Source organism: Streptacidiphilus jeojiensis (assembly GCF_042510965.1).
In the GTDB taxonomy this organism is placed as follows: Bacteria; Actinomycetota; Actinomycetes; order Streptomycetales; family Streptomycetaceae; genus Streptacidiphilus; species Streptacidiphilus jeojiensis.
Map to the genome: position 1 here is coordinate 44409 of NZ_JBEUKS010000015.1, position 22376 is coordinate 66784.

21 protein-coding genes, 1 tRNA gene and 1 pseudogene are annotated in these 22376 nt (G+C 73.1%); 12 read left to right on the forward strand and 11 right to left on the reverse strand.

The window, feature by feature from the left end; translation table 11 throughout:
* Positions 1 to 2 precede the first annotated feature (2 nt).
* The gene (locus ABUW04_RS32765; RefSeq protein ID WP_380568092.1) at positions 3 to 1427 is read right to left on the reverse strand and encodes an aminotransferase-like domain-containing protein; all 1425 of its coding nucleotides are present in this window, start codon (positions 1425 to 1427) and stop codon (positions 3 to 5) included.
* On the opposite strand from ABUW04_RS32765, the gene ABUW04_RS32770 reads away from it, so the two are divergent.
* The 4 genes from ABUW04_RS32770 (at position 1426) to der (ending at position 6129) form a co-directional block, all read left to right on the forward strand.
* Complete coding sequence (locus tag ABUW04_RS32770; RefSeq protein ID WP_380568093.1) at positions 1426 to 2433, forward strand: DMT family transporter; 1008 nt, start codon at positions 1426 to 1428, stop codon at positions 2431 to 2433. The genes ABUW04_RS32765 and ABUW04_RS32770 overlap by 2 nt on opposite strands.
* Positions 2434 to 2658: 225 nt before the next feature.
* Positions 2659 to 3750 (forward strand): prephenate dehydrogenase, encoded by a 1092-nt coding sequence (locus ABUW04_RS32775; RefSeq protein ID WP_030265126.1) that lies wholly within the window; start codon positions 2659 to 2661, stop codon positions 3748 to 3750.
* 49 nt (positions 3751 to 3799) lie between these two features.
* Positions 3800 to 4522, forward strand: coding sequence for a (d)CMP kinase (gene cmk, locus ABUW04_RS32780; protein ID WP_232242773.1), 723 nt, complete (start codon positions 3800 to 3802; stop codon positions 4520 to 4522).
* 218 nt (positions 4523 to 4740) lie between these two features.
* Positions 4741 to 6129, forward strand: coding sequence for a ribosome biogenesis GTPase Der (der, locus tag ABUW04_RS32785; RefSeq protein ID WP_232242779.1), 1389 nt, complete (start codon positions 4741 to 4743; stop codon positions 6127 to 6129).
* A 162-nt stretch (positions 6130 to 6291) separates the two neighbouring features.
* Here der and ABUW04_RS32790 read toward each other — a convergent pair whose 3' ends face one another.
* Both ABUW04_RS32790 and ABUW04_RS32795 read right to left on the reverse strand, forming a co-directional pair.
* A complete protein-coding gene (locus ABUW04_RS32790) occupies positions 6292 to 6525 on the reverse strand; it encodes a hypothetical protein (protein WP_037598062.1) in 234 nt (77 codons plus the stop codon).
* A 225-nt stretch (positions 6526 to 6750) separates the two neighbouring features.
* Positions 6751 to 7725, reverse strand: coding sequence for a hypothetical protein (locus ABUW04_RS32795; RefSeq protein WP_380568094.1), 975 nt, complete (start codon positions 7723 to 7725; stop codon positions 6751 to 6753).
* Positions 7726 to 8301: 576 nt separating this feature from the next.
* On the opposite strand from ABUW04_RS32795, the gene ABUW04_RS32800 reads away from it, so the two are divergent.
* Positions 8302 to 9081 carry a LysM peptidoglycan-binding domain-containing protein gene (locus ABUW04_RS32800; protein ID WP_380568095.1) on the forward strand — a complete coding sequence of 260 codons (780 nt, stop codon included), beginning with the start codon at positions 8302 to 8304 and terminating at the stop codon, positions 9079 to 9081.
* A 192-nt stretch (positions 9082 to 9273) separates the two neighbouring features.
* Here the strand turns inward: ABUW04_RS32800 and ABUW04_RS32805 are convergent, their stop codons facing one another.
* A complete protein-coding gene (locus ABUW04_RS32805; protein ID WP_380568242.1) occupies positions 9274 to 9432 on the reverse strand; it encodes a hypothetical protein in 159 nt (52 codons plus the stop codon).
* Here ABUW04_RS32805 and ABUW04_RS32810 point away from each other — a divergent pair.
* A pseudogene (locus ABUW04_RS32810) lies at positions 9368 to 9535 on the forward strand (transglycosylase family protein); the annotation flags it as partial. The gene ABUW04_RS32805 and the pseudogene ABUW04_RS32810 overlap by 65 nt on opposite strands.
* Here ABUW04_RS32810 and ABUW04_RS32815 read toward each other — a convergent pair.
* The 6 genes from ABUW04_RS32815 to ABUW04_RS32845 all read right to left on the reverse strand — a co-directional run bounded on the left by ABUW04_RS32815 (position 9499) and on the right by ABUW04_RS32845 (position 14208).
* Positions 9499 to 9822 carry a hypothetical protein gene (locus ABUW04_RS32815; protein ID WP_380568243.1) on the reverse strand — a complete coding sequence of 108 codons (324 nt, stop codon included), beginning with the start codon at positions 9820 to 9822 and terminating at the stop codon, positions 9499 to 9501. The pseudogene ABUW04_RS32810 and the gene ABUW04_RS32815 overlap by 37 nt on opposite strands.
* A gap of 30 nt (positions 9823 to 9852) precedes the next feature.
* Positions 9853 to 10056 carry a hypothetical protein gene (locus ABUW04_RS32820; RefSeq protein WP_380568244.1) on the reverse strand — a complete coding sequence of 68 codons (204 nt, stop codon included), beginning with the start codon at positions 10054 to 10056 and terminating at the stop codon, positions 9853 to 9855.
* 110 nt (positions 10057 to 10166) lie between these two features.
* Positions 10167 to 10922, reverse strand: a complete 756-nt coding sequence (locus tag ABUW04_RS32830) for an ATP-binding cassette domain-containing protein (RefSeq protein ID WP_380568096.1) — start codon at positions 10920 to 10922, stop codon at positions 10167 to 10169.
* Positions 10912 to 11682 (reverse strand): ABC transporter ATP-binding protein, encoded by a 771-nt coding sequence (locus tag ABUW04_RS32835; protein WP_380568097.1) that lies wholly within the window; start codon positions 11680 to 11682, stop codon positions 10912 to 10914. Before ABUW04_RS32835 ends, ABUW04_RS32830 begins: the two co-directional genes overlap by 11 nt.
* A complete protein-coding gene (locus ABUW04_RS32840; protein ID WP_380568098.1) occupies positions 11679 to 13640 on the reverse strand; it encodes an ABC transporter permease subunit in 1962 nt (653 codons plus the stop codon). Before ABUW04_RS32840 ends, ABUW04_RS32835 begins: the two co-directional genes overlap by 4 nt.
* A 7-nt stretch (positions 13641 to 13647) precedes the next feature.
* Complete coding sequence (locus ABUW04_RS32845; RefSeq protein ID WP_380568099.1) at positions 13648 to 14208, reverse strand: hypothetical protein; 561 nt, start codon at positions 14206 to 14208, stop codon at positions 13648 to 13650.
* Positions 14209 to 14497: 289 nt separating this feature from the next.
* Between ABUW04_RS32845 and ABUW04_RS32850 the strand changes: the two genes are divergently transcribed.
* The gene (locus tag ABUW04_RS32850) at positions 14498 to 15010 is read left to right on the forward strand and encodes a hypothetical protein (RefSeq protein WP_380568100.1); all 513 of its coding nucleotides are present in this window, start codon (positions 14498 to 14500) and stop codon (positions 15008 to 15010) included.
* Positions 15011 to 15176: 166 nt separating this feature from the next.
* A complete protein-coding gene (locus tag ABUW04_RS32855) occupies positions 15177 to 16529 on the forward strand; it encodes an ABC transporter substrate-binding protein (RefSeq protein WP_380568101.1) in 1353 nt (450 codons plus the stop codon).
* Positions 16530 to 16546: 17 nt separating this feature from the next.
* On the opposite strand, the gene ABUW04_RS32860 is transcribed toward ABUW04_RS32855, so the two are convergent.
* On the reverse strand, positions 16547 to 18454 hold the full coding sequence (locus ABUW04_RS32860; RefSeq protein WP_380568102.1) for a hypothetical protein: 1908 nt from the start codon (positions 18452 to 18454) through the stop codon (positions 16547 to 16549).
* Positions 18455 to 18861: 407 nt separating this feature from the next.
* Between ABUW04_RS32860 and ABUW04_RS32865 the strand changes: the two genes are divergently transcribed.
* The 4 genes from ABUW04_RS32865 (at position 18862) to ABUW04_RS32880 (ending at position 22184) form a co-directional block, all read left to right on the forward strand.
* Complete coding sequence (locus ABUW04_RS32865; RefSeq protein WP_030265170.1) at positions 18862 to 19722, forward strand: acyl-CoA thioesterase; 861 nt, start codon at positions 18862 to 18864, stop codon at positions 19720 to 19722.
* Between the two features lie 52 nt (positions 19723 to 19774).
* On the forward strand, positions 19775 to 21151 hold the full coding sequence (locus tag ABUW04_RS32870) for an MFS transporter (protein WP_380568103.1): 1377 nt from the start codon (positions 19775 to 19777) through the stop codon (positions 21149 to 21151).
* A 168-nt stretch (positions 21152 to 21319) separates the two neighbouring features.
* Positions 21320 to 21393, forward strand: a tRNA-Pro gene (locus ABUW04_RS32875).
* A 392-nt stretch (positions 21394 to 21785) separates the two neighbouring features.
* Positions 21786 to 22184: a hypothetical protein gene (locus tag ABUW04_RS32880; protein ID WP_380568105.1), complete on the forward strand. Its 399-nt coding sequence runs from the start codon at positions 21786 to 21788 to the stop codon at positions 22182 to 22184.
* The last annotated feature ends 192 nt before the right edge of the window (positions 22185 to 22376 follow it).

The window sequence follows — 22376 nt, forward strand, 5'->3', positions numbered from 1 at the left end:
GGCTAGGGCGCCCCTTCGGCGAGGACCCGGTTGAGCAGCTCCGCCCCCTCGGCGAGCTGCTGGACGCCGCCCGCGCCGGCGAAGCTGACCCGCAGGTGCGGGCCCGGGGGTTCGGCCGGGAAGTAGGCGCGGCCGGGGGTGACCGAGACGCCGGCGCGGAAGGCCGCGGCAGTGATCGCGGTCTCGTCGGCGCCGTCGGGCAGCCGGAGCCACAGCTGGTAGCTGCCCAGCGGGGCCGGTCCGGCCAGATGCCGGTGCAGCGGTACGGCCAGGGCCTGCCTGCGGTCCCGCAGCGCGGTGGCGACCGTGCGCAGATGGGTGCGCCAGGCGGGGGCCGCGACCAGTTCCAGCGCCGTCTCCTGGAGCGGGCGCGAGACGAAGAAGCTGTCCACCGCCTGGAGTGCGCGCAGCCGTTCCAGCGCCGGGCCGCGGGCGCTCAGTCCAGCCACCCGCAGGCTCGGCGAGGTCACCTTGGTCAGCGAGCGGATGTGCACCACCACGCCGTCCGGGTCGTCGGTGGCCAGCGGCAGCGGCAACGGGGGCGCGTCGGCGTGGGCGAGCCTGCGGGCGAAGTCGTCCTCGACCACGAACGCCCCGGCGGCTCGGGCGATCCGCAGCACCTCGGTCCGGCGCTGGGGTGCCAGCACCGCCCCGGTCGGGTTCTGGAACAGCGGTTGGCAGACGAAGACCCGGGCGCCGGTGGCCGCGAAGGCGTCCGCGAGCAGGTCGGTGCGGACGCCGTCGGCGTCCAGCGGGACCGGCACCGGGCGCAGCCCGGCGGCTCGGGCGATGGCCAGGATGCCGTAGTAGGTGGGCGACTCCACCAGCACCGGGGAGCCGGGCGCGGCCAGGGCCCGCAGTGCGGTGCTGAGCGCGCTCTGCCCGCCGGACGCGACCAGGACGTCCGCCGCGCCCAGGGCCTGGGAGGGGCCGGAGATGTCGGCGGCGAACCAGGCCCGCAGCTCCGGCAGCCCCTCGACCGGCGGCCGGCCCCAGGCCCCGGGGCGCCGTCCGGCCCTGGCCAGGGCGGCGGCCAGGGCGCGCTCGGGCTGCAGCGAGGGGTGGAGGTAGCCGCCGCTGAGGTCGATCACCTCGGCGGGCGGGACGGTCAGCGTGGCCAGCACCCCGGTCGCGTCCACGGCGCGCTCGCCCCGGCCGGCGCTGAGCGCCACCTGCTGCCAGGACAGGTCCCCGCCGCGCCGGTCCGGGCCGTCGTGCGGGCGGACCCGGAAGACGCCCGCGCCGGGACGGGAGACCACCAGCCCCTCGGCGGCCAGTACCGCGACCGCGCGGGAGACGGTGCCCGGGCCGACCTGGTAGCGGGCCATCAGGGCGCGGCTGGACGGGAGCATCTGCCCGTCCGGGTAGCGCTGGAGCTCGCGGCGCAGCAAGTCCGCCAGATCGACCACACTGCTACTATCGTTCATGAGAGAATATGGTAGCGCTACGGTGAAGAGTCGGATATCCGGTAGCAGTTCCGCGGGTGGGTCGAGTAGCGGTTCCGGCGGCGGGGTGCTGCTCGGCGCCCTGGGGGTGCTGGCCTTCTCCTTCAGCTTCCCGGCCACCGACTGGGCGCTGGACGGCGGCCACGGCCTGGGCCCGTGGACGGTGACCGGGCTCCGTGGCGTGCTGGCGGGCCTGCTGGCGCTCGGCTGCCTGCGCGCCGGGCGGGTGCCGGTCCCCGAGCGCCGACACTGGCGCGGGCTGGCGGCGGTGGCGCTGGGCTGCGTGGTCGGCTTCCCGCTGCTCACCACGTTCGCCCTGCAGACCGCCGGATCGGCCCATTCCGCCGTGGTCATCGGGGTGCTGCCGCTGGCCACCGCGGTGGTGTCGGCGGCGCGGAACCGGACCCGGCTGTCGCCCTGGTTCTGGGGTGCGGCGCTGGCCGGGGCCGCGGTCGTCGCGGCCTTCGCGCTGCAGCAGAACCACGGCCGTCCGACCGGCGCCGACCTGTGCCTGCTGGCGGCGCTGCTGGTGTGCGCGGTGGGCTACGCCGAGGGCGGCCGACTGGCCAGGTCCATGCCGGGCTGGCAGGTGATCTGCTGGGGCGTGGTGGCGGCGCTGCCGCTCACCGCGCTCGCCGCCGCGGTCGCGCTGGCGGTGGAACCGGTCGGACTGACCGTCCACTCGGTGGTCGGCCTCGGCTATCTGGCGGCGGTCTCCCAGTTCGGCGGCTTCGTGGTCTGGTACCGGGGGATGGCGGCGATCGGCGTGCCCCGGGCCAGCCAGCTGCAGCTGGCCCAGCCGCTGCTGACGCTGCTCTGGTCGGTGCTGCTGCTGGGCGAGCGGCTGCCGCTGTCCGCGCTGGTCGCGGCGGTACTGGTGCTCGGCTGCATCGCCACCACCCAGCGGGCCGGGGCGGCCGCCCGTCCGGTCGCTCCGGCAGTCTCGACAGGTGAACCCGCCGTTTCGAATGGCGGTCGGCGCAGCTAGGGTCGCTGACTGATGCTGGCCGCGGACCGCAGCGGACCGTGGCCGGCTTGCCGCGCGGACGCCGCAGCCGAAGTCCGCAGCCGCGCCGCAGCAGGGACCGGGTCGGTCTGCGCCTCCGACCCGGTCCCTGCTGCGGCGAACTCGCTGCCCCGCCCGGCCATGCGGAATCATGGGGAGCGCAACCCGCGCCGCACCCGCCCCCTGAGCCCGAGGACGTATCCCGCCATGCGCACCGCCGCCGTGATCGGCACCGGACTGATCGGTACCTCCGCCGCGCTCGCGCTGAGCGCCCGCGGGATAACGGTGCACCTGCGGGACGCCGACCCCGACGCCGCCCGTACCGCGGCCTCGCTGGGCGCCGGAACGGTGGAGGAGCCGGAGGGTCCGGTGGACCTGGCGATCATCGCGGTGCCGCCGGCGATGATCGCCACGGTGCTGGCCGACTGCCAGCGGCAGAACCTGGCCCGCTGGTACACCGACGTCGCCAGCGTGAAGGCGGGTCCGCGCCGCGACATCGCCGCGCTGGGCTGCGACACCGTCCACTACATCGGCAGCCATCCGATGGCCGGGGCCGAGCGGACCGGGCCGCTGGCCGCGCGGGCCGATCTGTTCGAGGGCCGGACCTGGGTGCTCACCCCGACGCCGGAGACCGACACCGACACCCTCAACGCGGCGCTGGAGCTGGTGGCGCTGTGCGGGGCGGTCCCGGTGGTGATGGACGCCGCCGCGCACGACCGCGCCGTCGCACTGGTCTCGCACACCCCGCAGCTGCTGGCCAGCCTGGTGGCGGCGCGGCTGGAGCACGCCGAGGAGAACGCGGTGCGGCTGGCCGGCCCCGGGATCAGGGACACCACCCGGATCGCCGGCTCCAATCCGCTGATGTGGGTGGAGATCCTCAGCGCCAACGCCGGGATGGTCGCCGACATCCTGGAGGAGCTGGCCGCCGACCTCGACGGGACCGTCGCCGGGCTGCGCGCGCTGCAGGCCGCGGACGAGGCCAAGCGCGAGCAGGGCGCGACCGCCGTGGAGGACGTGCTGCGCAGGGGCAATGCCGGGCGGGCCCGGATCCCGGGCAAGCACGGCGCGCCGCCCACCCGCTACGAGACGGTCGTGGTCGCCATCGGCGACCAGCCGGGCGAGCTGGCGCGGCTGTTCGCCGAGGCCGGGCGGGTCGGGGTGAACATCGAGGACGTGCTGATCGAGCACTCCACCGGGCAGCAGGTCGGACTGGTGCAGCTGATGGTCGCGCCCTCCGCGGCCGGTGTGCTGACGGCGGCGCTGCAGGAGCGGGGCTGGCGGGTGCGTTCGGACCGGTAACCTTGGGGGAGACCCCTGATTGCGTCGAGAAGAATGAGGATCCTTCACCGTGGCCCACCACACTGCACCGAGCGGCGACCGTTCGGATGCCCCGGTGATCGTCGTCCTCGACGGCCCGGCCGGCACCGGCAAGTCCACCGTCTCCCGTGAGATCGCCACCAGGCTGGGCCTCAGCTTCCTCGACACCGGCGCGATGTACCGGGCGATGACCTACTGGCTGCTGCAGAACGGCGTGGACGTCGACGACGCCGAGGCGGTGGCCAACGCCTCGGCCAAGCCGGTCATCCTCTCCGGCACCGACGCCGACGGCCCGACCATCACCGTCGACGGCGTGGACGTCTCCGGGCCGATCCGCGGCCCGGAGGTCACCGCCGCCGTCTCGGCCGTCTCGGCCGTTCCGGAGGTCCGCACCCGGCTGGTCGACCTGCAGCGCGGATCGGCGGCGGCCGCCCCGCGCGGGATCGTCGCCGAGGGACGCGACATGGGCACCGTGGTCTTCCCCGAGGCCGACCTCAAGGTCTTCCTCACCGCCTCCGCCACCACCCGCGCCACCCGCAGGGCGGCGCAGCTGGGGGTGGCCGACCCGGCCGGTGTGGCGGCGATCCTCGCGGACATCGAGCGCCGCGACGCCGCCGACTCCGGGCGGGCCACCTCGCCGCTGGCCAAGGCCGACGACGCGATCGAGGTGGACACCAGCGAGATGGACCCGGAAGAGGTCATCGGCCACATCCTGGGCCTGGTGCGGCAGCGCGCCCGAACCGTCCGGGCCTAGCCCCGTACCGAGCCCGGCCGTTGCCGGGCCCGCTGCGACCGGCCCGGCCGGTCCACGCAGCACCCCGAAGCTTTGCGCGCCCTCCCGGGCGTCTGACGAACGAGAGTTGGCACCGCACCATGAGTAACGAGAACGTCGGCAGCAACGCCGGCACCAGTGGGCTCGACGGCTCCGCCGGCAACGTCGACGGTATCGACCCGGCGGACTACGCCGAGTTCATGGCCCTCGCCGCGGAGGAGGGCTTCGACGCGGAGGAGATCGGCGACCTGTCGGAGGCCGGCCCGATGCCGGTGCTGGCCGTCGTCGGCCGCCCCAACGTCGGCAAGTCCACCCTGGTCAACCGCATCATCGGCCGCCGCGAGGCGGTCGTCGAGGACAAGCCCGGCGTCACCCGGGACCGGGTCCAGTACGAGGCGACCTGGAACGGCCGCCGCTTCCGGCTGGTCGACACCGGCGGCTGGGAGATCGACGTCTTCGGCCTGGACGCCATGGTCGCCGCGCAGGCCGAGCTGGGCATCCAGACCTCCGACGCGGTGCTGTTCGTGGTGGACGCCACCGTCGGCGCGACCGACACCGACGAGGCCCTGGTCAAGCTGATCCGCAAGTCCGGCAAGCCGGTGGTGCTGTGCGCCAACAAGGTGGACGGACTGTCCGGCGAGGCCGACGCGGCGATGCTCTGGTCGCTGGGCCTCGGCGAGCCGTACCCGGTCTCGGCGCTGCACGGCCGCGGCTCCGGCGACCTGCTGGACGCCATCCTGGACAAGCTGCCGCCCGCCCCGGAGCAGACCTTCGGCGGCGAGCCGCTCGGCGGCCCGCGCCGGGTCGCGCTGATCGGCCGGCCGAACGTGGGCAAGTCCAGCCTGCTGAACAAGGTCGCCAAGGAAGACCGGGTCGTCGTCAACGAGCTGGCCGGCACTACCCGCGACCCGGTCGACGAGCTGATCGAGCTCGGCGGCAAGACCTGGAAGTTCATCGACACCGCCGGTATCCGCCGCCGGGTGCACCAGACCGCGGGCGCCGACTTCTACGCCTCGCTGCGCACCTCGGCCGCGCTGGAGAAGGCCGAGGTCGCGGTGGTCCTGATCGACGCCAGCGAGACCCTGGCCGAGCAGGACACCCGGATCATCTCGATGGCGGTGGAGTCCGGCCGCGCCGTCGTCGTCGCCTACAACAAGTGGGACCAGCTCGACGAGGAGCGCCGCTACTACCTGGAGCGGGAGATCGAGCAGGACCTGGTCCAGGTCCAGTGGGCGCCCCGGGTGAACGTCTCCGCGCTGACCGGCCGGCACATGGAGAAGCTGGTCCCGGCGATCGAGACGGCGCTGGAGGGCTGGGAGACCCGCATCCCCACCGCCCGGCTGAACGCCTTCCTCGGCGAGCTGGTCGCCGCCCATCCGCACCCGGTGCGGGGCGGCAAGCAGCCGCGGATCCTGTTCGGCACCCAGGCCGGCGCCAAGCCGCCGCGGTTCGTGCTCTTCGCCTCGGGCTTCATCGAGGCCGGCTACCGGCGCTTCGTCGAGCGTCGGCTGCGTGAGGAGTTCGGCTTCGTCGGCACGCCGATCTCCATCAGCGTGCGGGTGCGGGAGAAGCGCGGCCGCAAGAAGTAGAAGGAGCAGGCGCCGCGGTCACGGCAGGACGGCGGTCACAGCAGGGCCCCGGGCGGCAGTCGCCCGGGGCCCTGCTGCATGCCGCCGGGGCGCCAGCGCGGTGCGCGGCGGTCGATTTCGCGGGGCGCGGGCCGCGCGGGCCGGGGCGGGGGCCGTACGGCGTCAGCCGCGGCCCGGCGGCAGCGAGAGGTAGCTGCGGTGGCGGCCCATCCCGCCCTGCGCGGCGTACTCGCTGCTGCCCGCGTAGTAGTGGCCGAAGCCGGTGAAGCGCAGCTCCTCCTCTCCCGAGCGGTCCCCCGGCAGGGCCCGGAAGAGCCGACGGAACTCCGAGTACAGCGCGTCGTAGATGGGCGTGCTGGAGGCGGGCTCGGCCTCGTGCGAACGCGGGGAGGGCATCAGCGGGGCGCTCGTCGGCACATGGCCGGTGGCCCAGCGGGGCGGGGGGAAGGAGCGAGAAGTCTGCACGTCATGGCCAACGACCGGGCGCCCCGCGGGATGCGGGGCGGCGGCCGACAGGTGGAGGGTGGCCGTCCCCGGAGCGCGTGGGGCAGGACGCGCGCCGGAGGGATGCCGGAGGTCGGCGGAGGGCTGCTGGAGTCTGCCGACCTGCTGCCGGAGGGGTCAGGTCCCGGCCAGCGGCAGTACGGCTCCGATCAGCAGCCCGCGCCGGGCGGCGTCGTCCATCGCCTGCCGCAGCAGGTCCTCCCGGGGCTGGCGGCCCACGCTCCCGGCCGGGGCCGCGTACATCAGCACCTCGCCCTGCCGGGTGGCGGCGGACCGCCAGGCCTCGGTGACCTGGAGCGGGACGTGCGCCTGCCACCAGGCGATGGTGCCGCCGCCCTGGGGCGCCGGCTGCAGGATCGCGTGCAGCTGGCCCATCGCCATCAGCACCGACCAGCCCGGCAGCTGCTGCGGCGGCTGCTCGACATCGGCGACCTGCCCGAAGCCGTGGTCCAGCAGCATCTCGGCGAAGTGGTCCACGCCCGACTCGTCGCCGGGCCGGCCGACCGGTCCGGTGGGCTCCACCACCAGCGCGGCCCGGGGCACTCCGGCGTACGGGCCCTCCTGGCTGAGCACCAGGCCGCAGGTGACACCGAGGACGGCGGCGTCCTGCTGCCGCGGGGAGGGGACGGCGGCGGGGGCCTGCGGCTGCTGCGCCGGTGCCTGCGGCTGGGCCTGCTGGGCCAGCTGGGCCTGCTGGGCCGCGGACGGGAAGCCGCCCTGGGGGCCGGTGTGCGGCTGGGTCTGGAACTCCGGCTGGAACTCGGCCGGGTACGGGTAGGGGGACTGCTCGGGGCTGCCGGGGGCCGCGCCGCCGGCGGTCTGGCCGATGCTGCGCACCGCGCCGAGCAACTGCTCCTCGGCGACCGGTACCACCTGGGAGGGGATGCAGCGGGAATGGGCGAAGGCGAGGACTGCCGTCTCCTCGCCGACGAAGAGCACGGTCGCCGTCGGCTCCACAGTGACATCGCCCGGAGCCCGGCATGAGGTGCAGTCGTATCGGTCCGGGGCGGTGACTCCGGTGAGCAGGCGGTCCGCCTCGTCGTCGCCGATCTCGGCACGGACCTCGTCGCTGACGTCGATCAAACGCGGCACGAACACTCCTTGGGTCACGGGGGCGGCGCGGTGCTGCCCCAGCCGTGATGACAAACGGACCGGGTGTGCGCCAGGTCACGGTTGAGGGGGTTCGAGCAGGGGAACGGCCGGTCGAGATTTCACTCCCTGCAGGTCAGCGGTGACCGTGGGTCGACAATGTGGGTCAGCTCACTGAGCCGGCTGTGTGGCGCAGCCCACGACGCCCGCCGTCGATCTTGCATATATCGGACCAATCGGTGCCAATTGCCAGGCATTCGATGATCGATACCTCCGGTAACGCCCCTCTGATCAGCATTTAAACCAAATTATTTGGCTGTGCAGCACGAGTTGCCTACGTTCGGAGACCGGTGCAACGAGCACCGCCCGGGTTCGCCCGCCTCTGTACGCCTCCTCGGCTCACCCCGGGGAAGTGCGCCCGCCGCCGCAAGGACAGGCCGGCGGCGAGTGGCAGGCACCGGGACGGCCAGGCGGACACCCCCGTGCCGCCGCCCGTCCCGCAGAACCGGATCCATGGAACGAAGCAGTGCTTGCAAAGCGCTGCCCGTGGGCCCGGCCGGGGCTGTCGAGAGGGACTTCATGATCTTCCGCCGCGAGACCGACGCTGCCCGCACCGCCGCCATCGAGACCGAGGGTGGCCGCAAGAAGAGCCGCCTCCGGGCCGCCGTACTTGCCGGTGTGGTCGTCGCCGCCCCCGTGGCCGGTCTGGTTACCGCCACCAGCGCCTCCGCCGCCGACACCTCCACCTGGGAGGCCGTCGCGCAGTGCGAGAGCACCGGTAACTGGAGCATCAACACCGGCAACGGCTACTACGGTGGCCTGCAGTTCTCCGCCTCCACCTGGGCCGCCTACGGTGGCACCCAGTACGCCTCCTCGGCCGACCAGGCCACCGAGGGCCAGCAGATCGCCGTGGCCGAGAAGGTCCTGGCCTCGCAGGGTCCCGGCGCCTGGCCCGTCTGCGGCCCGCAGGCCGGCCTGACCCAGGGCGGCGCCGCTGCCTCCGTGGACACCTCGTCCACCTCCAGCAGCAGCTCGAACAGCTCCAGCTCGTCCGACAGCTCCAGCAGCTCCAACAGCTCCAACAGCTACGCGGACAACAGCTCCAGCAGCTCCAGCGACTCGAGCAGCTCGAACTCCAGCTCCTCGGACAGCGCCGCCACCACCTCCAGCACCGACAGCAGCGCCTCCACCGGCTCCACTGCCTCGGGCACCTCCTACACCGTCAAGTCCGGTGACACCCTGAGCGCCATCGCGGCCGCGAACGGCACCACCTGGCAGACCCTGTACCAGGAGAACCAGAGCACCGTGGGTTCCAACCCGAACCTGATCCTCGTGGGTCAGGTGCTGACCATCGGCTGACGTCAGTCTCTGCTCCAACCGAAGGCGCGGGCCCCTCGCGGGGTGCCGCGCCTTCGGCGTTGCCGGGGCCGGTGCGCGTGCCGGCTGCGCGGCTGTTGCGGCCGACCGGGTGAGGCTTCGGCGCGCCGATCTGGTGGTTCATCAGATCGTGTGCTGATCGGACGTAGCGTCGTCGGCCGTGGGCATACGCAGTCAGGCTCTGACCGTCGTCACCGCGACGCTGCTGCTCTGGGCGGTGCCCAGTGCGGACGGCAGCGGCGCGGCGATCGGGCCTGCGCCCGCCCGGGTGACCACGGCCGTCTGGGACTCGCTCGCCGCCTGCGAGAGCAGCGGGAACTGGCACATCAACACCGGCAACGGCTACTACGGCGGAGTCCAGATCTCGCTGGAGACCTGGCGCGAGTCCGGCGGCAGGGTCTATGCGACCAGGCCGGACCAGGCGACCAAGCAGCAGCAGATCGCGGTGGCCGAGAGGATCCTCCGCGAGCAGGGCTGGCAGGCCTGGCCCTCCTGCGCACGGCAACTGGGCCTGCTGAGGCCGGTGCCAACGCCGAGCCCGAAGCCGAAGCCGAGCCCGAAGCCCAGTCCTAAGCCGACGCCGAAGCCGAGTCCGAGTCCGAAGCCGACGCTGAAGCCCAGTCCCAGGCCGAGCGTGAGGCCGACGCCGAAGCCGACGCCGACCTTGAAACCGACGCCCAAGCCGAGCCTGAAGCCTGTGCCGAAGCCGACGCTCAGTCCCAAGCCGACACCGAAGCCGAGCCCTAAGCCGAGTCAGAAGCCCACGCCGACACTGAAGCCGAGTGCCAGGCCGAGCGTGAAGCCGACCGCGACGCCGAGCGTGAATCCGACGCCCAAGCCAAGCTTGAAGCCTGTGCCGAAGCCGACGCCGAGCCCCAAGCCGACGCCGAGCCCGACGCCGAGTCCCCAACCAACGCCGACGTCGGGAGCGACGCCCACGCCGGGGCCGACGCCCACGCCTGTGCCCGGGCCGGTGCCCGCGCGCTACACCGTTCGTCCGGGTGACACCCTGTCAGCCATCGCCGTCCGCTACGGCCTCGCCGGCGGCTGGCGCGCGCTGTACCGGCTCAACCGGGCCGCCATCGGCCCGGACCCGGACCGGCTGGACGCGGGGACGGTGCTGCGGTTGCGCTGATCGCGGCCAGGGCCGGTTCGTCCGGCTCGCCCGAGAAGACCACCGAGCCCCGGTGCAGCACATGCACCAGGTCGACCGCGGCGGTGGCCGCCGACGGCAGCGACTGCTCGGCGAGGACGACGGTGCGCCCCGCCGCGACCGCGGCGGCGAGCGCGGTGTGCAACCGCTCCAGGACGGCCGGAGCGAGCCCCCGACCGGGTTCGTCCAGCATCAGCAGCCGGCTCGGGCGGGCCAGGGCCACCCCCAGAGCGAGCATCTGCTGCTCCCCGCCCGAGAGGGTGCCGGCGCTGCGGGGGAGCAGCCGACCCAGCTCGGGGAAGAGGTCGAGGACAGCGGCGCGCTCGCGGGGCGTCGACCGGGAGAGGTGGTCGGCGACGGTCAGCGAGGGGAAGACCGCTCCCTCGGCGGGGACCAGGGTCATGCCGAGGCGGGCCCGGGCGTAGGCGCCCAGCGCGGTGATGTCGCGGGCGGCGCCGGACCCGGCGGGCGCGCCGCCGTACCAGTGCACCCGCCCGGCCGAGAGCGGGACGGCGCCCGCCAGGGCGTCCAGGGCGGTGCTCCGTCCGGCGCCGTTGCGGCCGAGCAGGACGGTGAGTCGGCCGGCCGGGACCGGCAGGTCGACTCCGTGCAGCGCCTCCAGCGGGCCGTGGCGGACCCGGGCACCGAGAAGGGCGATCTCAAGCGTCATCGGCCGCGCTTTCCGACGGTGCGGGTGCGGGTGTGGACGCGGCCGATGTGGATACGGCCGGGAGGATGCGTCCGGCGGACATGGTGAGCACCCGGTCGGCGATCCGGTCGACCAGCTCGCGGTCGTGCTCCACCAGCAGCACCGCCAGTCCGTCCGCCGCCAGTGCGGTGAGCAGTACGGCCAGCCGTTCGGATTCGGCCCGGTCCAGGCCGGCCGCGGGCTCGTCCAGCAGCAGGACGCCCGGTTCGGCGCTGAGCGCGCGGCCCAGTTCCACCAGCCGCAGGGTGCCGGTGGGCAGGCCGGACGCGTGCCGGTCGGCGAGGTGGTCCAGCCCGAGCAGCCGCAGTGTGCGGGCGACCGCGAAGTCGGCTTCGAGCCGTCCCCTGCGGCCCGCCTGCTCGGCGCCGACGCGCAGATTGTCGGCGACGCTCAGGCCGGGGAAGACGGCGATCTGCTGGAAGGTCCTGGCCAGGCCGAGCCGGGCGCGGGTGTACTCGGGGAGGCGGGTGATGTCGCGGCCGTCGAGCAGCACCTGGCCGCTGTCGGGGCGGTCGGCTCCGCTGAGGCAGCGGAACAGAGTGCTCTTGCCGGCTCCGTTGTGGCCGGTCAGGGCGGTGATCCGGCCCGGCGGCAGGTCGAGCGAGACCCGGTCGAGGGCGGTCACCCCGCCGAAGCGGCGGACCAGGGCGCGGGCGGACAGGCGCGGTGCCGGACTCGAACTCGGACTCGGACTTGGTCTGGGACTCGGGCTCGGACTCACTCGGGGACTCCCTTCAGGCGCTGGACCAGTCGTTCGCCGAACGGGCTGAGCCGGACCGGCAGGGGTGGCTGCTCGGGCGGTACGGGGGCGGTGCTCCCGCCGGTAACGGCGCGCCGTCCGTGGACGAGCCGTCCGCGGACCAGGGCCAGCAGGCCGATCGCGGCGGCCGAGACCCCGGCGGTGGTGGAGGCGTCCAGCACGGTGAGCACCATGGCCCCGAGCACGGCCGCAGAGGCGCTGTCCGCGCCGAGGCCGACCGCCGCTGCGAACCAGAGCAGGCCGAGCACCGGGTCGAAGGCGTTGGGGTCGAAGGCCTGGGCGCCGAGCCCCAGCAGGCCGCCACCGAGCGCCGCCAGGGCCGCGCCCGCGGTGAAGGCCAGCAGCTTCAACCGGGGGACGTCCACGCCGGAGGCGTACGCGGCGGGCTCGTGGTCGCGCATCGCGCCGAGCGCGCGGCCGGTCGCGCCCCGGCGCAGGGCGTGCACCGCCAGCAGGGCGGCGGCGAGGAGGGCGAGTTCCACGCCGTAGAAGAGCCGGTCGTCGGCCCAGGCACCGGTGCGGTCCAGGCGCAGCCCACTGGTGAGGGAGGGCTGCTGGAAGACAAATCGACTCATCGCCGTGCCGACCGCGAAGGTGGTCAGCGCCAGTGCGAGGCCCCGGCGGCGGATGGCGGGCCAACCGACCAGCAGGCCGCAGGGCGCGGCGACCGCGGTGGCCAGCAGCAGGGCTGCGGGCGCTGGAAGCGCCGGAAGCCCGGGGATCGTGCCGCCCGCCAGCGCTCCGGTGAGCAGGGCGCCCAGGCCCGCGTACCCGGCCTGGCCGAGGGAGATCTGGCCGCCGTAGCCGGTGACGACGACGATCGAGAGCAGGATCAGGGCCAGCCCGGGGCCCGGCAGCAGCGAGCGCACATCGCCACCGCGCAGGGCCAACGGTACGAGCAGCAGCAGGGCTGCGGTCCAGCGGCGTCCGATCTGCCGGGTCCGCGCCGCACTGGTCGCGGTCGCCGTTGCCGCCGCGGCGGTCGTGGCGGAGACCGTCGGGGCCGGGGGCAGCGCACTGAGCCCGGCCGCGAGACGGCCGGGGAGCAGGGCCACGGCCAGCAGCGCGACCACAAACAGGCCCGAACTCACCGCCTGGAGCAGCGGTTGAGCCGCCCCGGAGAGGTGAAGCATCGTCAGTTCGCTCTGGCCGATGCCGAGTAGGAGTGCTGTGCCGATCGCCAGCGGCAGGCTGCGCAGCCCGGCCGCCACCGCGACCGCGAGGGTCTCCATCACCAGAAGCGGCAGCCCGTAGGGGTCCAGGCGCAGGGCCGGTGCCAGCAGCACCCCGGTCAGTCCGGCGGTGAAGGCGCCGAAGGCCCAGCCGGTGGACGCCACCGCGTCGGCGTCGATCCCGGACAGCTCGGCCAGCCGCCGGTTGTCCACCACGGCGCGCAGCGCGGTACCGAACGCGGTCCAGCGGCTCAGCGCGCCGACGGCGGCCGCCAGCAGCAGCACCAGACCCAGCTCCACCGCCGTGTTCAGGGTGATCAGCAGTCCGTCCGGGGCGCCCAGCGGGGTGGCGGGCACGACCACGGGCGCGTCCGGGTAGGGGGTGGTGCCCCAGAGCAGTGTGGCGGCGCCGACCAGCAGGACGAACACGCCGAGCCCGGCGACCAGGGTCTCGGCGGTGCCCGCGCGGCGCCGCTGCAGCCGGCGGAACACCAGGACGTCCATCAGGAAGCCCAGTCCGGGCGCCAGCAGCAGGACGCAGCAGGCCACCGCGAGCGCTCGCGGCCAGTGCCAGACCACCACGCACTGGCGCAGCGCGAACGCGGTGGCCATGGCGACGGCGCCCTGGGCCAGGTTGAGCACTCCGGTGGCCCGGTGGCAGACCACCAGGCCGATGCCGGTGATCGCCGCCGCGCTGCCCACGGAGAGTCCGGCCACGGCGAGTTGGAGGGCGAGGGGGGCGGCCATTGCGCGCTCACACCTCCGGCGGATCGCACAACGGGCAGGGGCGCAGGCCGCGTTCGGAGGCGGCGCCGTCGAGCAGCCGCTCCGGGTCCTGGCGGCCCTGGACCAGCAGGCAGCCGGTCCGGTGGTAGGTCCGGCCGCCGGGGACGGCGAGGAGCAGGGCGGAGCCGTCCGTCCGCACACCGGCGGTTGAGTCGGAACCGTTCCCTCGGGAGGGCTGGGGAGACTCGGCAGTCTCCACAGCCTCCGTCAGAAGCTGGTATAGGAGCGAGAGTTGACGTTGCATCTGCTCCTGGTTGCGCTGCTGTTCGGGGGAGGGCGTCGTATCGCGGCGGCGGGCGGCGAGCAGTACCGTGCCACCGATGATCAGGGCGGCACCGGGGGCGGTCGCCGAGGCGAGGTAGGGGATTTGCCGTGCGGTGTATCGCTCGCCGGACACGCCGTACCAGCCGAGGGCGCAGAGCAGTACGCCGCCGGCGCAGCAGACCCAGCCGAGGTGGGTGCGGAGCGCCTGCAGGGCCGTCCTCGCAGCTCGCGCCGGTTCCGGTACGGGCTCCCGCAGTTCTGGCATCGTCCCCCCTGGTGGGCCGGAGGAGCGGACCGGTGGACGGTCACGTTCCCTCATCGATTTCGGTCGACTGCGTGCAGCGACAGGACCATCATGCGCCGTAACCGCTAGCGTGGAAGATAGCTGACGCCTAGTCAGATCGGATACTCAGTCGGACGGTGAGGGTTCCATGATCGACGGTTCCACAGGCCTTCAGAGGTTCGCTCCACGCGTCGGCGTCGCCGCTGCGGTCCTGCTTCTCGCCGGTGCCTGCAGTAGCAGCGGAGGCGGCACGGCTTCACCGGGCGCGTCCGTGACCACGGGCGCGGCCACCACTGCCGCCGCAACGTCGGCGGCCCCCAGCGAATCGGCGAGCGCCGCGTCCAGCAGCGCGGCCGCCGGCGGCACCTCGACCGGGCCGTGCGCGCCCACCACCAGTCCCGCGGTGAGCGGCAGCGGTCCCGCCGACACCGCGGCGGCGGGTACCCAGGTCGCCACCGCCTACCAGAAGTTCTTCGACCCCTCCACGCCCTCGGCCACCAAGCTGGGACTGCTGCAGAACGGCAAGGCCTTCGTCCCGGTGCTCACCGGCTTCGCCAGCAACCCGCTGGCGGCGCAGGCCGCGGTGAGCGTGCAGAAGGTCGCCTTCACCAGCGCCACCGCCGCCGATGTGACCTTCAACCTGTGCGAGAGCGGACAGCCGGTGCTGCCCAATTCGGCTGGCAAGGCGGTGCAGGAGGGCGGGGTCTGGAAGGTCGCCGACGCGACCCTGTGCGGACTGGTCAAGCTGAACAGCGGCGGCGCGGCCGTGCCGGGCTGCTCCTGAGCGGCGCGGGCGGGGTGCGTGGGCCCGGGCGGGGGACCGGGCGCAGACGGGGACGGGGGCAGGGACGGGAGCGGAGTTGGGTTCCGTGAGGCGGCGGCGTGCGGGGCAGCGTCGTGCCGGGCGGCGTCGCGTGGGGCGGCGCTGTTCGGGGTCAAGGGCGGCAGCGGTGTTCGCCGCCGCCCTCGTCCTGTGCCTGCCGGCCTGTGGGAGCCGGCTGCCGGAGCGCGACTTCGCCGCACCGGGCCCGACCGGGGCCGGGGGCGCCGTGGGGGCGACCGCGGTCGGATCCGGGGCCGCGTCGGGAATCGCTTCCGGCGCGGCCTCCGGACCGCCGGTCACCGTCGGCATCGTCACATCGGCAACCAGCCTGCTGGGCACCGGAACGTTCAGCGGGCCGCTCTACGGCGCTCAGGCGTTCTTCCGCGCCCTGGACGCCGCCGGCGGCCTGGGCGCCGGCGCAGGGCGGGGCGGTCGTCAGGTCACCGTGGTGACCTGCGACGACGGCGGCACCGGCAGCGGGAACCAGAGCTGCGTCCACAAGCTCATCGACCAGGACCATGTGGTGGCGCTGGTCGCCACCAGCGCCCTGGACTACGCGGGCGCCCCCTACGTCAGCGCCCAGGGCGTGCCGGACATCGGCGGCGAGCCGATCGGCACCGCCTACGACCGCTACCCGCACCTCTACTCCATCGACGGCAGCTCGGAGCCGCGCGACGGCAAGGCCGTCGGCTGGAACGGCACCGAGTACCTCACCACCGAGGTCTACCGGTACTTCAAGCAGAAGATCGGCCTCAGCCGCGCCGTGGTGGTCAACTACGACCAGGCCGACTCGTCCCGGTATGCAGCCCAGGTCACGCAGGGGCTGAAGGCGGAGGGCTACCACGTGCTCAACGAGACCGTGGACTTCGCGCTGCCCGGCTTCGCCGCCGTCGCCGCCGCGATGAAGGCCGACGGGAGCCAACTGCTGCTCGACGCCATGGACACCCGGGGCAACGTCGCGCTGTGCCAGGCGATGGCGGCGGCCGGGGTGACCGTGACGGCCAAGGTGACCACGGGGCTGAACTGGAGCGCGCAGACCGGGACCGACTACCAGTCCGTACCCGGCTGCCTGAACGCGCTCTGGGTGACGTCGACCAGCCGGTCCTACACGGATGTGCAGTACCCGGCGGTGGCTGCGTTCCGGGCCGCAATGAAGCGTTACTTCCCGTCCAGGGAGGGACAGTTGTCGCAGTGGGAGCTGGAAGGGTGGGCCGCGGCGCAGTGGTTCGCCGATGCGGCCGGCTCCTGCGGTGCGCAGATCGACCGCGGCTGCCTGGACCGGTACATGCAGCGGCCGCAGCCCTACCAGGCGCACGGGCTGCTGGTGCCCACCTCGTTCGTGCCGCAGCCCGACCCGCCGAAGGGGCTGCAGCGGGCCTGCCTGGACGTGGCGCGGTGGGAGCGCGGCGGGTGGGTCACCCAGGTGCCGGACATGGACACCAACTGCTTCGACGTACCGGCGCTGCCCTACCGGCCCTGACCCCTGGGTAGTGGGGGTCAGGGGGTCTGCGCGGCGAACTGCTTGAGCGCCTTGGCCGACAGCGGCGGCCCGACGCCGACCAGCGAGGTGGACATGCTCATCGGTTGCGGGGTGACCGCGCGCAGCAGGAACTTCCCGCGCACCCCGGGACCGCTCACGCCGCCGTGCGGAGCGGACAGCAGATACACCGCCCGGGTGTGCGGGGCCAGCGATGCCGGGCCGGAGAGCACCTTCCAGTAGTCGGAGATGTTGGCCCCGGTGCTGGTGGCGAAGTGCGGGGTGAGGGTGGTCCCGGTGACGTTGTCGACGTTGACCATCAGCTGCTTCACCGTGCCCGCCAGCGCCTGGACGCCGGTCACCCCGTTGGTGGCCCTGATCGAGGTCACCCGCATGGACAGCGGTGGGGGAGTGACGATCGCGCCGACCAGCGCGGCCGCGGCGGGCAGCAGCAGCACCGGCACCAGCAGCGCCCGGGCGGTGCGGGTCCGCAGCAGCGCCGGCCGGGGGTGCCAGGCGCGGTCGAAGTCGGTGGAGCTGACGGTCGCGGCGGCGAGCACCCACAGCGGCACCGTCAGGTCGAAGTAGTCCTCCTGGGAGCGGGCCGACAGGTAGAACACCAGCCAGGGCATCACCGTGACGGCGAGGCCGAGCCGCCGCGGGAAGATCACCAGCAGCACCAGCATGGCCATGCCCAGCAGCAGTCCGGCCTCGCTGTAGAGGTGGATGTTGCCACTGCCGTCGCGGAAGTAGTACGAGATGCCGACCAGGCCCTGGCCACTGGGGATGGCCTTCTGGAAGATCGGGGTGAAGACCCCCTGCAGCCAGGCGTAGGGGCCCTGGATGATGAAGGGGAGGTTGATCAGCGCGGCGACGCCCAGGGCGATCGCCACGTACCGGCCCACCAGCCGGAGCGCGTCGCGGGCGGGCATCTCGCCGCGCCGGATCAGGTAGAGGCCGACCACCAGGAACGGTGCCAGGAACCAGGTGAGTTGGTGCAGGCAGATGGCGATGCCCAGGCAGACCGCGCGGACCACGCCCCAGCGGCCGAGCTTCCCGCCGCGCCCGGTCCGCTGCCAGTAGGCGACGGTGATCATCAGGAACGGGAGCTCCATGCAGCCCGGGTAGCCCATCTGGGCATAGCTGGGCAGCCAGCCGAATCCGTAGCAGACGATCACGGAGACGGAGCGCCAGGGAGCGGGCAGCAGCAGGAACATCACCACCGAGGCCAGCAGCAGCATCGCGGTGGCGGCCAGCCCGGCCGGGGGGTGGCTGAGTCCCAGGTACATGGGGACGGCCGTGAAGATCGGTCCGAGCGGGGGGTAGTCGAGCCCGGTCGCGGCCCCGCCGTTCATCAGCGGGGTGGTGCCCACATGGAAGAGCGAGAAGATCTGCGGCCACTGGGTCCCGTAGATGTGGCCGCCGTGCAGCAGCGTCCTGGCCGCCATGTCGACCAGCGAGCCCTCGTCGGTGCCGTAGTAGACGTGGCTGGAGGGGCCGGTGGTCGGGTGCGCGGCGGTGACGGTGAAGAAGCGGTTGACGCACTCCAGCGCGGCCACCAGCAGCGCGGCGCAGTCCACCAGGATCATCGCGCGCCGGGTGCGCACCGACAGCGCGAGCACCCCGAGCACGACGATGGCGCCGAAGTAGAGGATCACCGCCAGCGCGTGGACCTGCTGGTTGATGATCGTGCGGTTCCAGACGTCCCGGGCGCCGATCAGCATGCTGGAGCAGGCCAGCACCGTGAGCATCCGGTTGACCTGCTCCGGGGGCCGGTGCAGGGTGCCGGCACTGGACCCGAGCCAGCCGGGGATGCGGAAGCCGGTGAGGAACCCGGAGGACGACGCGTCCTGATCGGACTGGTTCCCGCCCTCGTCCGGCGGGGGCGAACCGGCACCGGCGGAGCTGACAGGTGAGACAAGAGGCACGGCCGCATCATGGCATGCGAGATGGGCGGTATTGCCCGGATGAGAAGGTGTTCATTCCGCATTCTTATGCTTGTGACCTGCACTGATGCGGTACGTCACCTCCTCGGGCGGAATCACCCGGACGGGGGGCGCACGGAGTATCCGCTGCGCTCGGGGTGGGGGCCGGTGGGACGGGGGTGACGCGGCCGGGACCCTGTGGATCAGCTGACCGCTACCTGGGAGAAAGCCGTACGTGAGTCGCATGCGGGTCGCATCCGGGTCGGATCCGATTCGGATGCGGGGCGCGTGCGACCCGTGCCCGGGCGGCGTGCCGGCTGGATGCGGGCGGAAGCGGTGCCGCAGGGGAGAATGGCGCCAGAGCGCACGAGAGCGCACACGTGCGTGAGCACCGAGAGGACGTACACCCCATGGGCAACCCCGTCGACCAGCTGGTCGATCTGCTGGACCTGGAGCAGATCGAGCTCAACATCTTCCGGGGGCGCAGCCCGGAGGAGTCGTTGCAACGGGTCTTCGGCGGCCAGGTGGCCGGGCAGGCGCTGATCGCGGCCGGGCGCACGGTGGCGGCCGACCGTCCGGTGCACTCCCTGCACGCCTACTTCCTGCGGCCGGGGATCCCGGGGGTGCCGATCGTCTACCAGGTCGACCGGATCAGGGACGGACGCTCGTTCACCACCCGCCGAGTGCTCGGCGTCCAGCAGGGACGGACCATCTTCGCCCTGACGGCCGACTTCCACCTGCCCGAGGAGTCGCCGTTCGAGCACCAGCTGGCGATGCCGGAGGTGCCCGATCCGGAGTCGCTGCCGACCGCGCTGGAGGAGGTCGGCTCGGTGCTGGGCGAGCTGCCGCCGTTCATCAGCCGTCGCCAGCCCTTCGACATCCGCTACGTGGACCGGCTGCGGTGGACCCAGGAGGAGCTGAAGGGCGTCGAGCCGCGCAGCGCGGTGTGGCTGCGGACCAACGGCGCGCTGTCGGACGATCCGCTGGTGCACGCCTGCGCGGTGACCTACGCGAGTGACATGACCTTGCTGGACGCGGTCCGGATCCCGGTGGAGCCGCTGTGGGGCAAGCGGCACTTCGACATGGCCTCGCTGGACCACGCGATGTGGTTCCACCGGCCGTTCCGGGCGGACGACTGGCTGCTCTACCAGCAGGAGTCGCCGGTAGCGGTCGGCGGACGGGGGCTGGCGCGCGGTCAGCTCTTCGACCGGCAGGGACAGCTGGTGGTGTCGGTGATGCAGGAGGGGCTGTTCCGCCGGATCGCGGAGTAGTCCTGGGTGGGGGCGAGGGACAGGGTGCGCCGTGGACGCGAGAAGATGACACGTGCCCAAGGAACAGACCAGCAGTGCAGCCAAGCCGCCGCCACCCGAGTCCATAGCCCCCGTCCCGGCCCCTGCCGCACCCGCGGCCCCGGTTTCCTCCGGCTCGTCCGGTCGGCTGCGGCGCCTGGCGCGCACCGCGCTCGCGGACGTCACCCCGCTGCGCACCAGCGCCCACTTCCGGCGGCTGTGGTTCGGGCAGAGCGTCTCGTCCGTCGGACAGCAGATGACCGCACTGGCCATCTCGGTCCAGGTGTACGCGCTGACCGGATCACCCTTCGCGACCGGACTCGTCGGTCTCTGCTCGCTGATCCCCCTGGTCGCCTTCGGCCTCTACGGCGGCGCCATCGCCGACACCATGGACCGGCGCAAACTCGGCCTGTACGGCGCGTCGGGCCTGGCGGTGCTGTCGACGGCACTGGCGGTCCAGGCCTTCCTGGGCGTGCGGCAGGTCTGGGTCCTCTACCTGGTGGTGGCGCTCCAGGCGGTGTGCTTCGCGCTGAACGCACCGGCGCGGGCGTCCATGGTGCCCAGGCTCGTCCCCGCCGAACAGCTGCCGGCGGCCAACGCGCTGTCCACGGTCAGTATGAACCTGGGGCTGACGGTCGGGCCGATGCTGGGCGGCCTGCTGATCGGGGTGTGGAGCTACCAGGCGGCCTACCTGGTCGACGCCATCGCCTTCAGTGCCTCGCTGTACGCGATGTGGCGGCTGCCGTCGATGCGCCCGCAGAGCAGCGGTGGCGATGGGAAGGCGGACGGGGCTCGTCCCCGCGCCTCGGTCCTGGACGGGCTGCGCTTCCTGAAGGACCGCCCCAACCTCCGGATGAGCTTCATGGCCGACCTCGCCGCCATGGTCTTCGGCATGCCGCGTGCCCTCTTCCCGGCCCTCGCGCTGCTCCTCTTCCACGGCGACGCCCGCACCGTCGGCCTGCTGGCCGCCGCCCCCGCGGTCGGCGCACTGCTGGGAGCGCTGTTCTCCGGCTGGGTCAGCCGGGTGCACCGGCACGGCCTCGCGGTCATCTGCGCGGTACTCGCCTGGGGGCTGTCCATCGCCGGCTTCGGCCTGGCCCGGCACCTGTGGCTGGGCCTGCTGCTGCTCGCGGTGGCGGGCGCGTCGGACACCGTCAGCATGATCTTCCGTAACACGATCATGCAGGCAGCGGCCCCGGACGACATGCGCGGCCGACTCCAGGGCGTCTTCGTGGTCGTCGTCGCCGGCGGCCCGCGCCTGGGCGACTTCGAATCCGGCACGGTCGCCCAGCTCACCTCGCCCACGTTCTCCGCCGTGAGTGGCGGCCTGGCCTGCGTCGCCGTCATGCTCCTGCTGACTGCCCGCTACCCCTCGTTCGCCCGCTACGACTCCCGCCACCCGACACCCTGAGCCGCCGCCCCGAGCGCCGTCCCACCGCCCCCCGCCCCTCTGACCAGCGCATCCGCCGCCCGAACCCGATCCGAAAGGCGTGCGCGAGCACGGGCCGCCGTGCTGTATTGTTCTTCCTGTGCCCGGGAGACCGGGAACAGGCCGCAGAGCCGCAAGGCACCGCAGCCTCGGGACGTGGCGCAGCTTGGTAGCGCACCTGACTGGGGGTCAGGGGGTCGCAGGTTCAAATCCTGTCGTCCCGACAGAGGTCAAAAGCCCTCCGATCGGACGAAAGTCCTGGTCGGAGGGCTTTTGCGTGACAGGGCGTCAGAAGTGGGCCGAGCCCGGCGGCGTCCAGTCAGGGGGGTTGGGGACCAGCTGGGGACCAGAGCGGTCACACGAGGCGCATCGGGCCTCACGCTCTGCGCGCGGAATTCGTTATTCCGGGGCCTTTCTGGAACGCGGGTGACAAATATCGGCGGCGTGGCCGGAGCGTCCTCGCGATGAATTGGTGAACAGTCCGTACTGGCCGCCGCGGCGTCGTGGCGACGGACTCGCGCTCGAATTCACGGTTCCCTATCTGCTGAGGTTGCAGTGCCTCTGAGCAGGCTTGCGATGAGTCCGCTGGCCGGTCGGCTATCGCTAGGATCGGCGGATGGTTCGCAGTGCGAAGAGGGCACGACGTCTCGTGGTCGAGGGGGAGGTCTTCCTCTGGGCCTTGAGCCACAGCCATCGCGCCCTGGGCAACGGCCAGTACGAGGACTGCTGCGAGACCCTCGTCATCCGTCGGTTCAAGGCGGCGGGCAGTCTGCGCATCGCGTTCCCGGCGGGAGCTGATCGTCTTGTCCCGGACGGCTATCTCGTGCCGTCCGGGGCTGTCGGCACGGAGTTCGGCAGGACTATGAACCTGCATGAGCCGGGCACTGTCAGGGCGATGCTCGACGTAGCCCTGAGTCGGGGTTGGCAACCCGACGATCCCACCGCCGAAGAGGTCGACGGATGGAGCATCTTCGACGAAGTGACCCGGCGTCGCGGAGCGACTTCGCCTCTCTGAGCTGCCCGGTGTGCTGGCTCCAGAGCCTCCTGGGCAGCAGGCGACTGTTTCGGGTTCTCGTCTCTTCCGCAGCGGGACGGGGAGTGGCCTACCACCGCTGCCCAGTCGTGAACCACGCCGCAACGAACATGTCGGCGCAGGTGTCCCAGTCGTAGTCGTCCTGGTGGGTGGGCAGGAGGCGGGCCTGTTCCT

Excerpts from the sequence above, each read along its gene's own strand:
- ABUW04_RS32765 (WP_380568092.1), bottom strand. The coding sequence starts at position 1,427 with ATGAACGATAGTAGCAGTGTGGTCGATCTGGCGGACTTGCTGCGCCGC.
- ABUW04_RS32880 (WP_380568105.1), top strand. The coding sequence starts at position 21,786 with ATGGTTCGCAGTGCGAAGAGGGCACGACGTCTCGTGGTCGAGGGGGAG.
- ABUW04_RS32840 (WP_380568098.1), bottom strand. The coding sequence starts at position 13,640 with ATGGCCGCCCCCCTCGCCCTCCAACTCGCCGTGGCCGGACTCTCCGTG.
- ABUW04_RS32845 (WP_380568099.1), bottom strand. The coding sequence starts at position 14,208 with ATGCCAGAACTGCGGGAGCCCGTACCGGAACCGGCGCGAGCTGCGAGG.
- ABUW04_RS32775 (WP_030265126.1), top strand. The coding sequence starts at position 2,659 with ATGCGCACCGCCGCCGTGATCGGCACCGGACTGATCGGTACCTCCGCC.
- ABUW04_RS32800 (WP_380568095.1), top strand. The coding sequence starts at position 8,302 with ATGATCTTCCGCCGCGAGACCGACGCTGCCCGCACCGCCGCCATCGAG.
- der (WP_232242779.1), top strand. The coding sequence starts at position 4,741 with ATGGCCCTCGCCGCGGAGGAGGGCTTCGACGCGGAGGAGATCGGCGAC.
- ABUW04_RS32830 (WP_380568096.1), bottom strand. The coding sequence starts at position 10,922 with ATGACGCTTGAGATCGCCCTTCTCGGTGCCCGGGTCCGCCACGGCCCG.
- ABUW04_RS32790 (WP_037598062.1), bottom strand. The coding sequence starts at position 6,525 with ATGCCCTCCCCGCGTTCGCACGAGGCCGAGCCCGCCTCCAGCACGCCC.
- ABUW04_RS32770 (WP_380568093.1), top strand. The coding sequence starts at position 1,426 with ATGAGAGAATATGGTAGCGCTACGGTGAAGAGTCGGATATCCGGTAGC.
- ABUW04_RS32865 (WP_030265170.1), top strand. The coding sequence starts at position 18,862 with ATGGGCAACCCCGTCGACCAGCTGGTCGATCTGCTGGACCTGGAGCAG.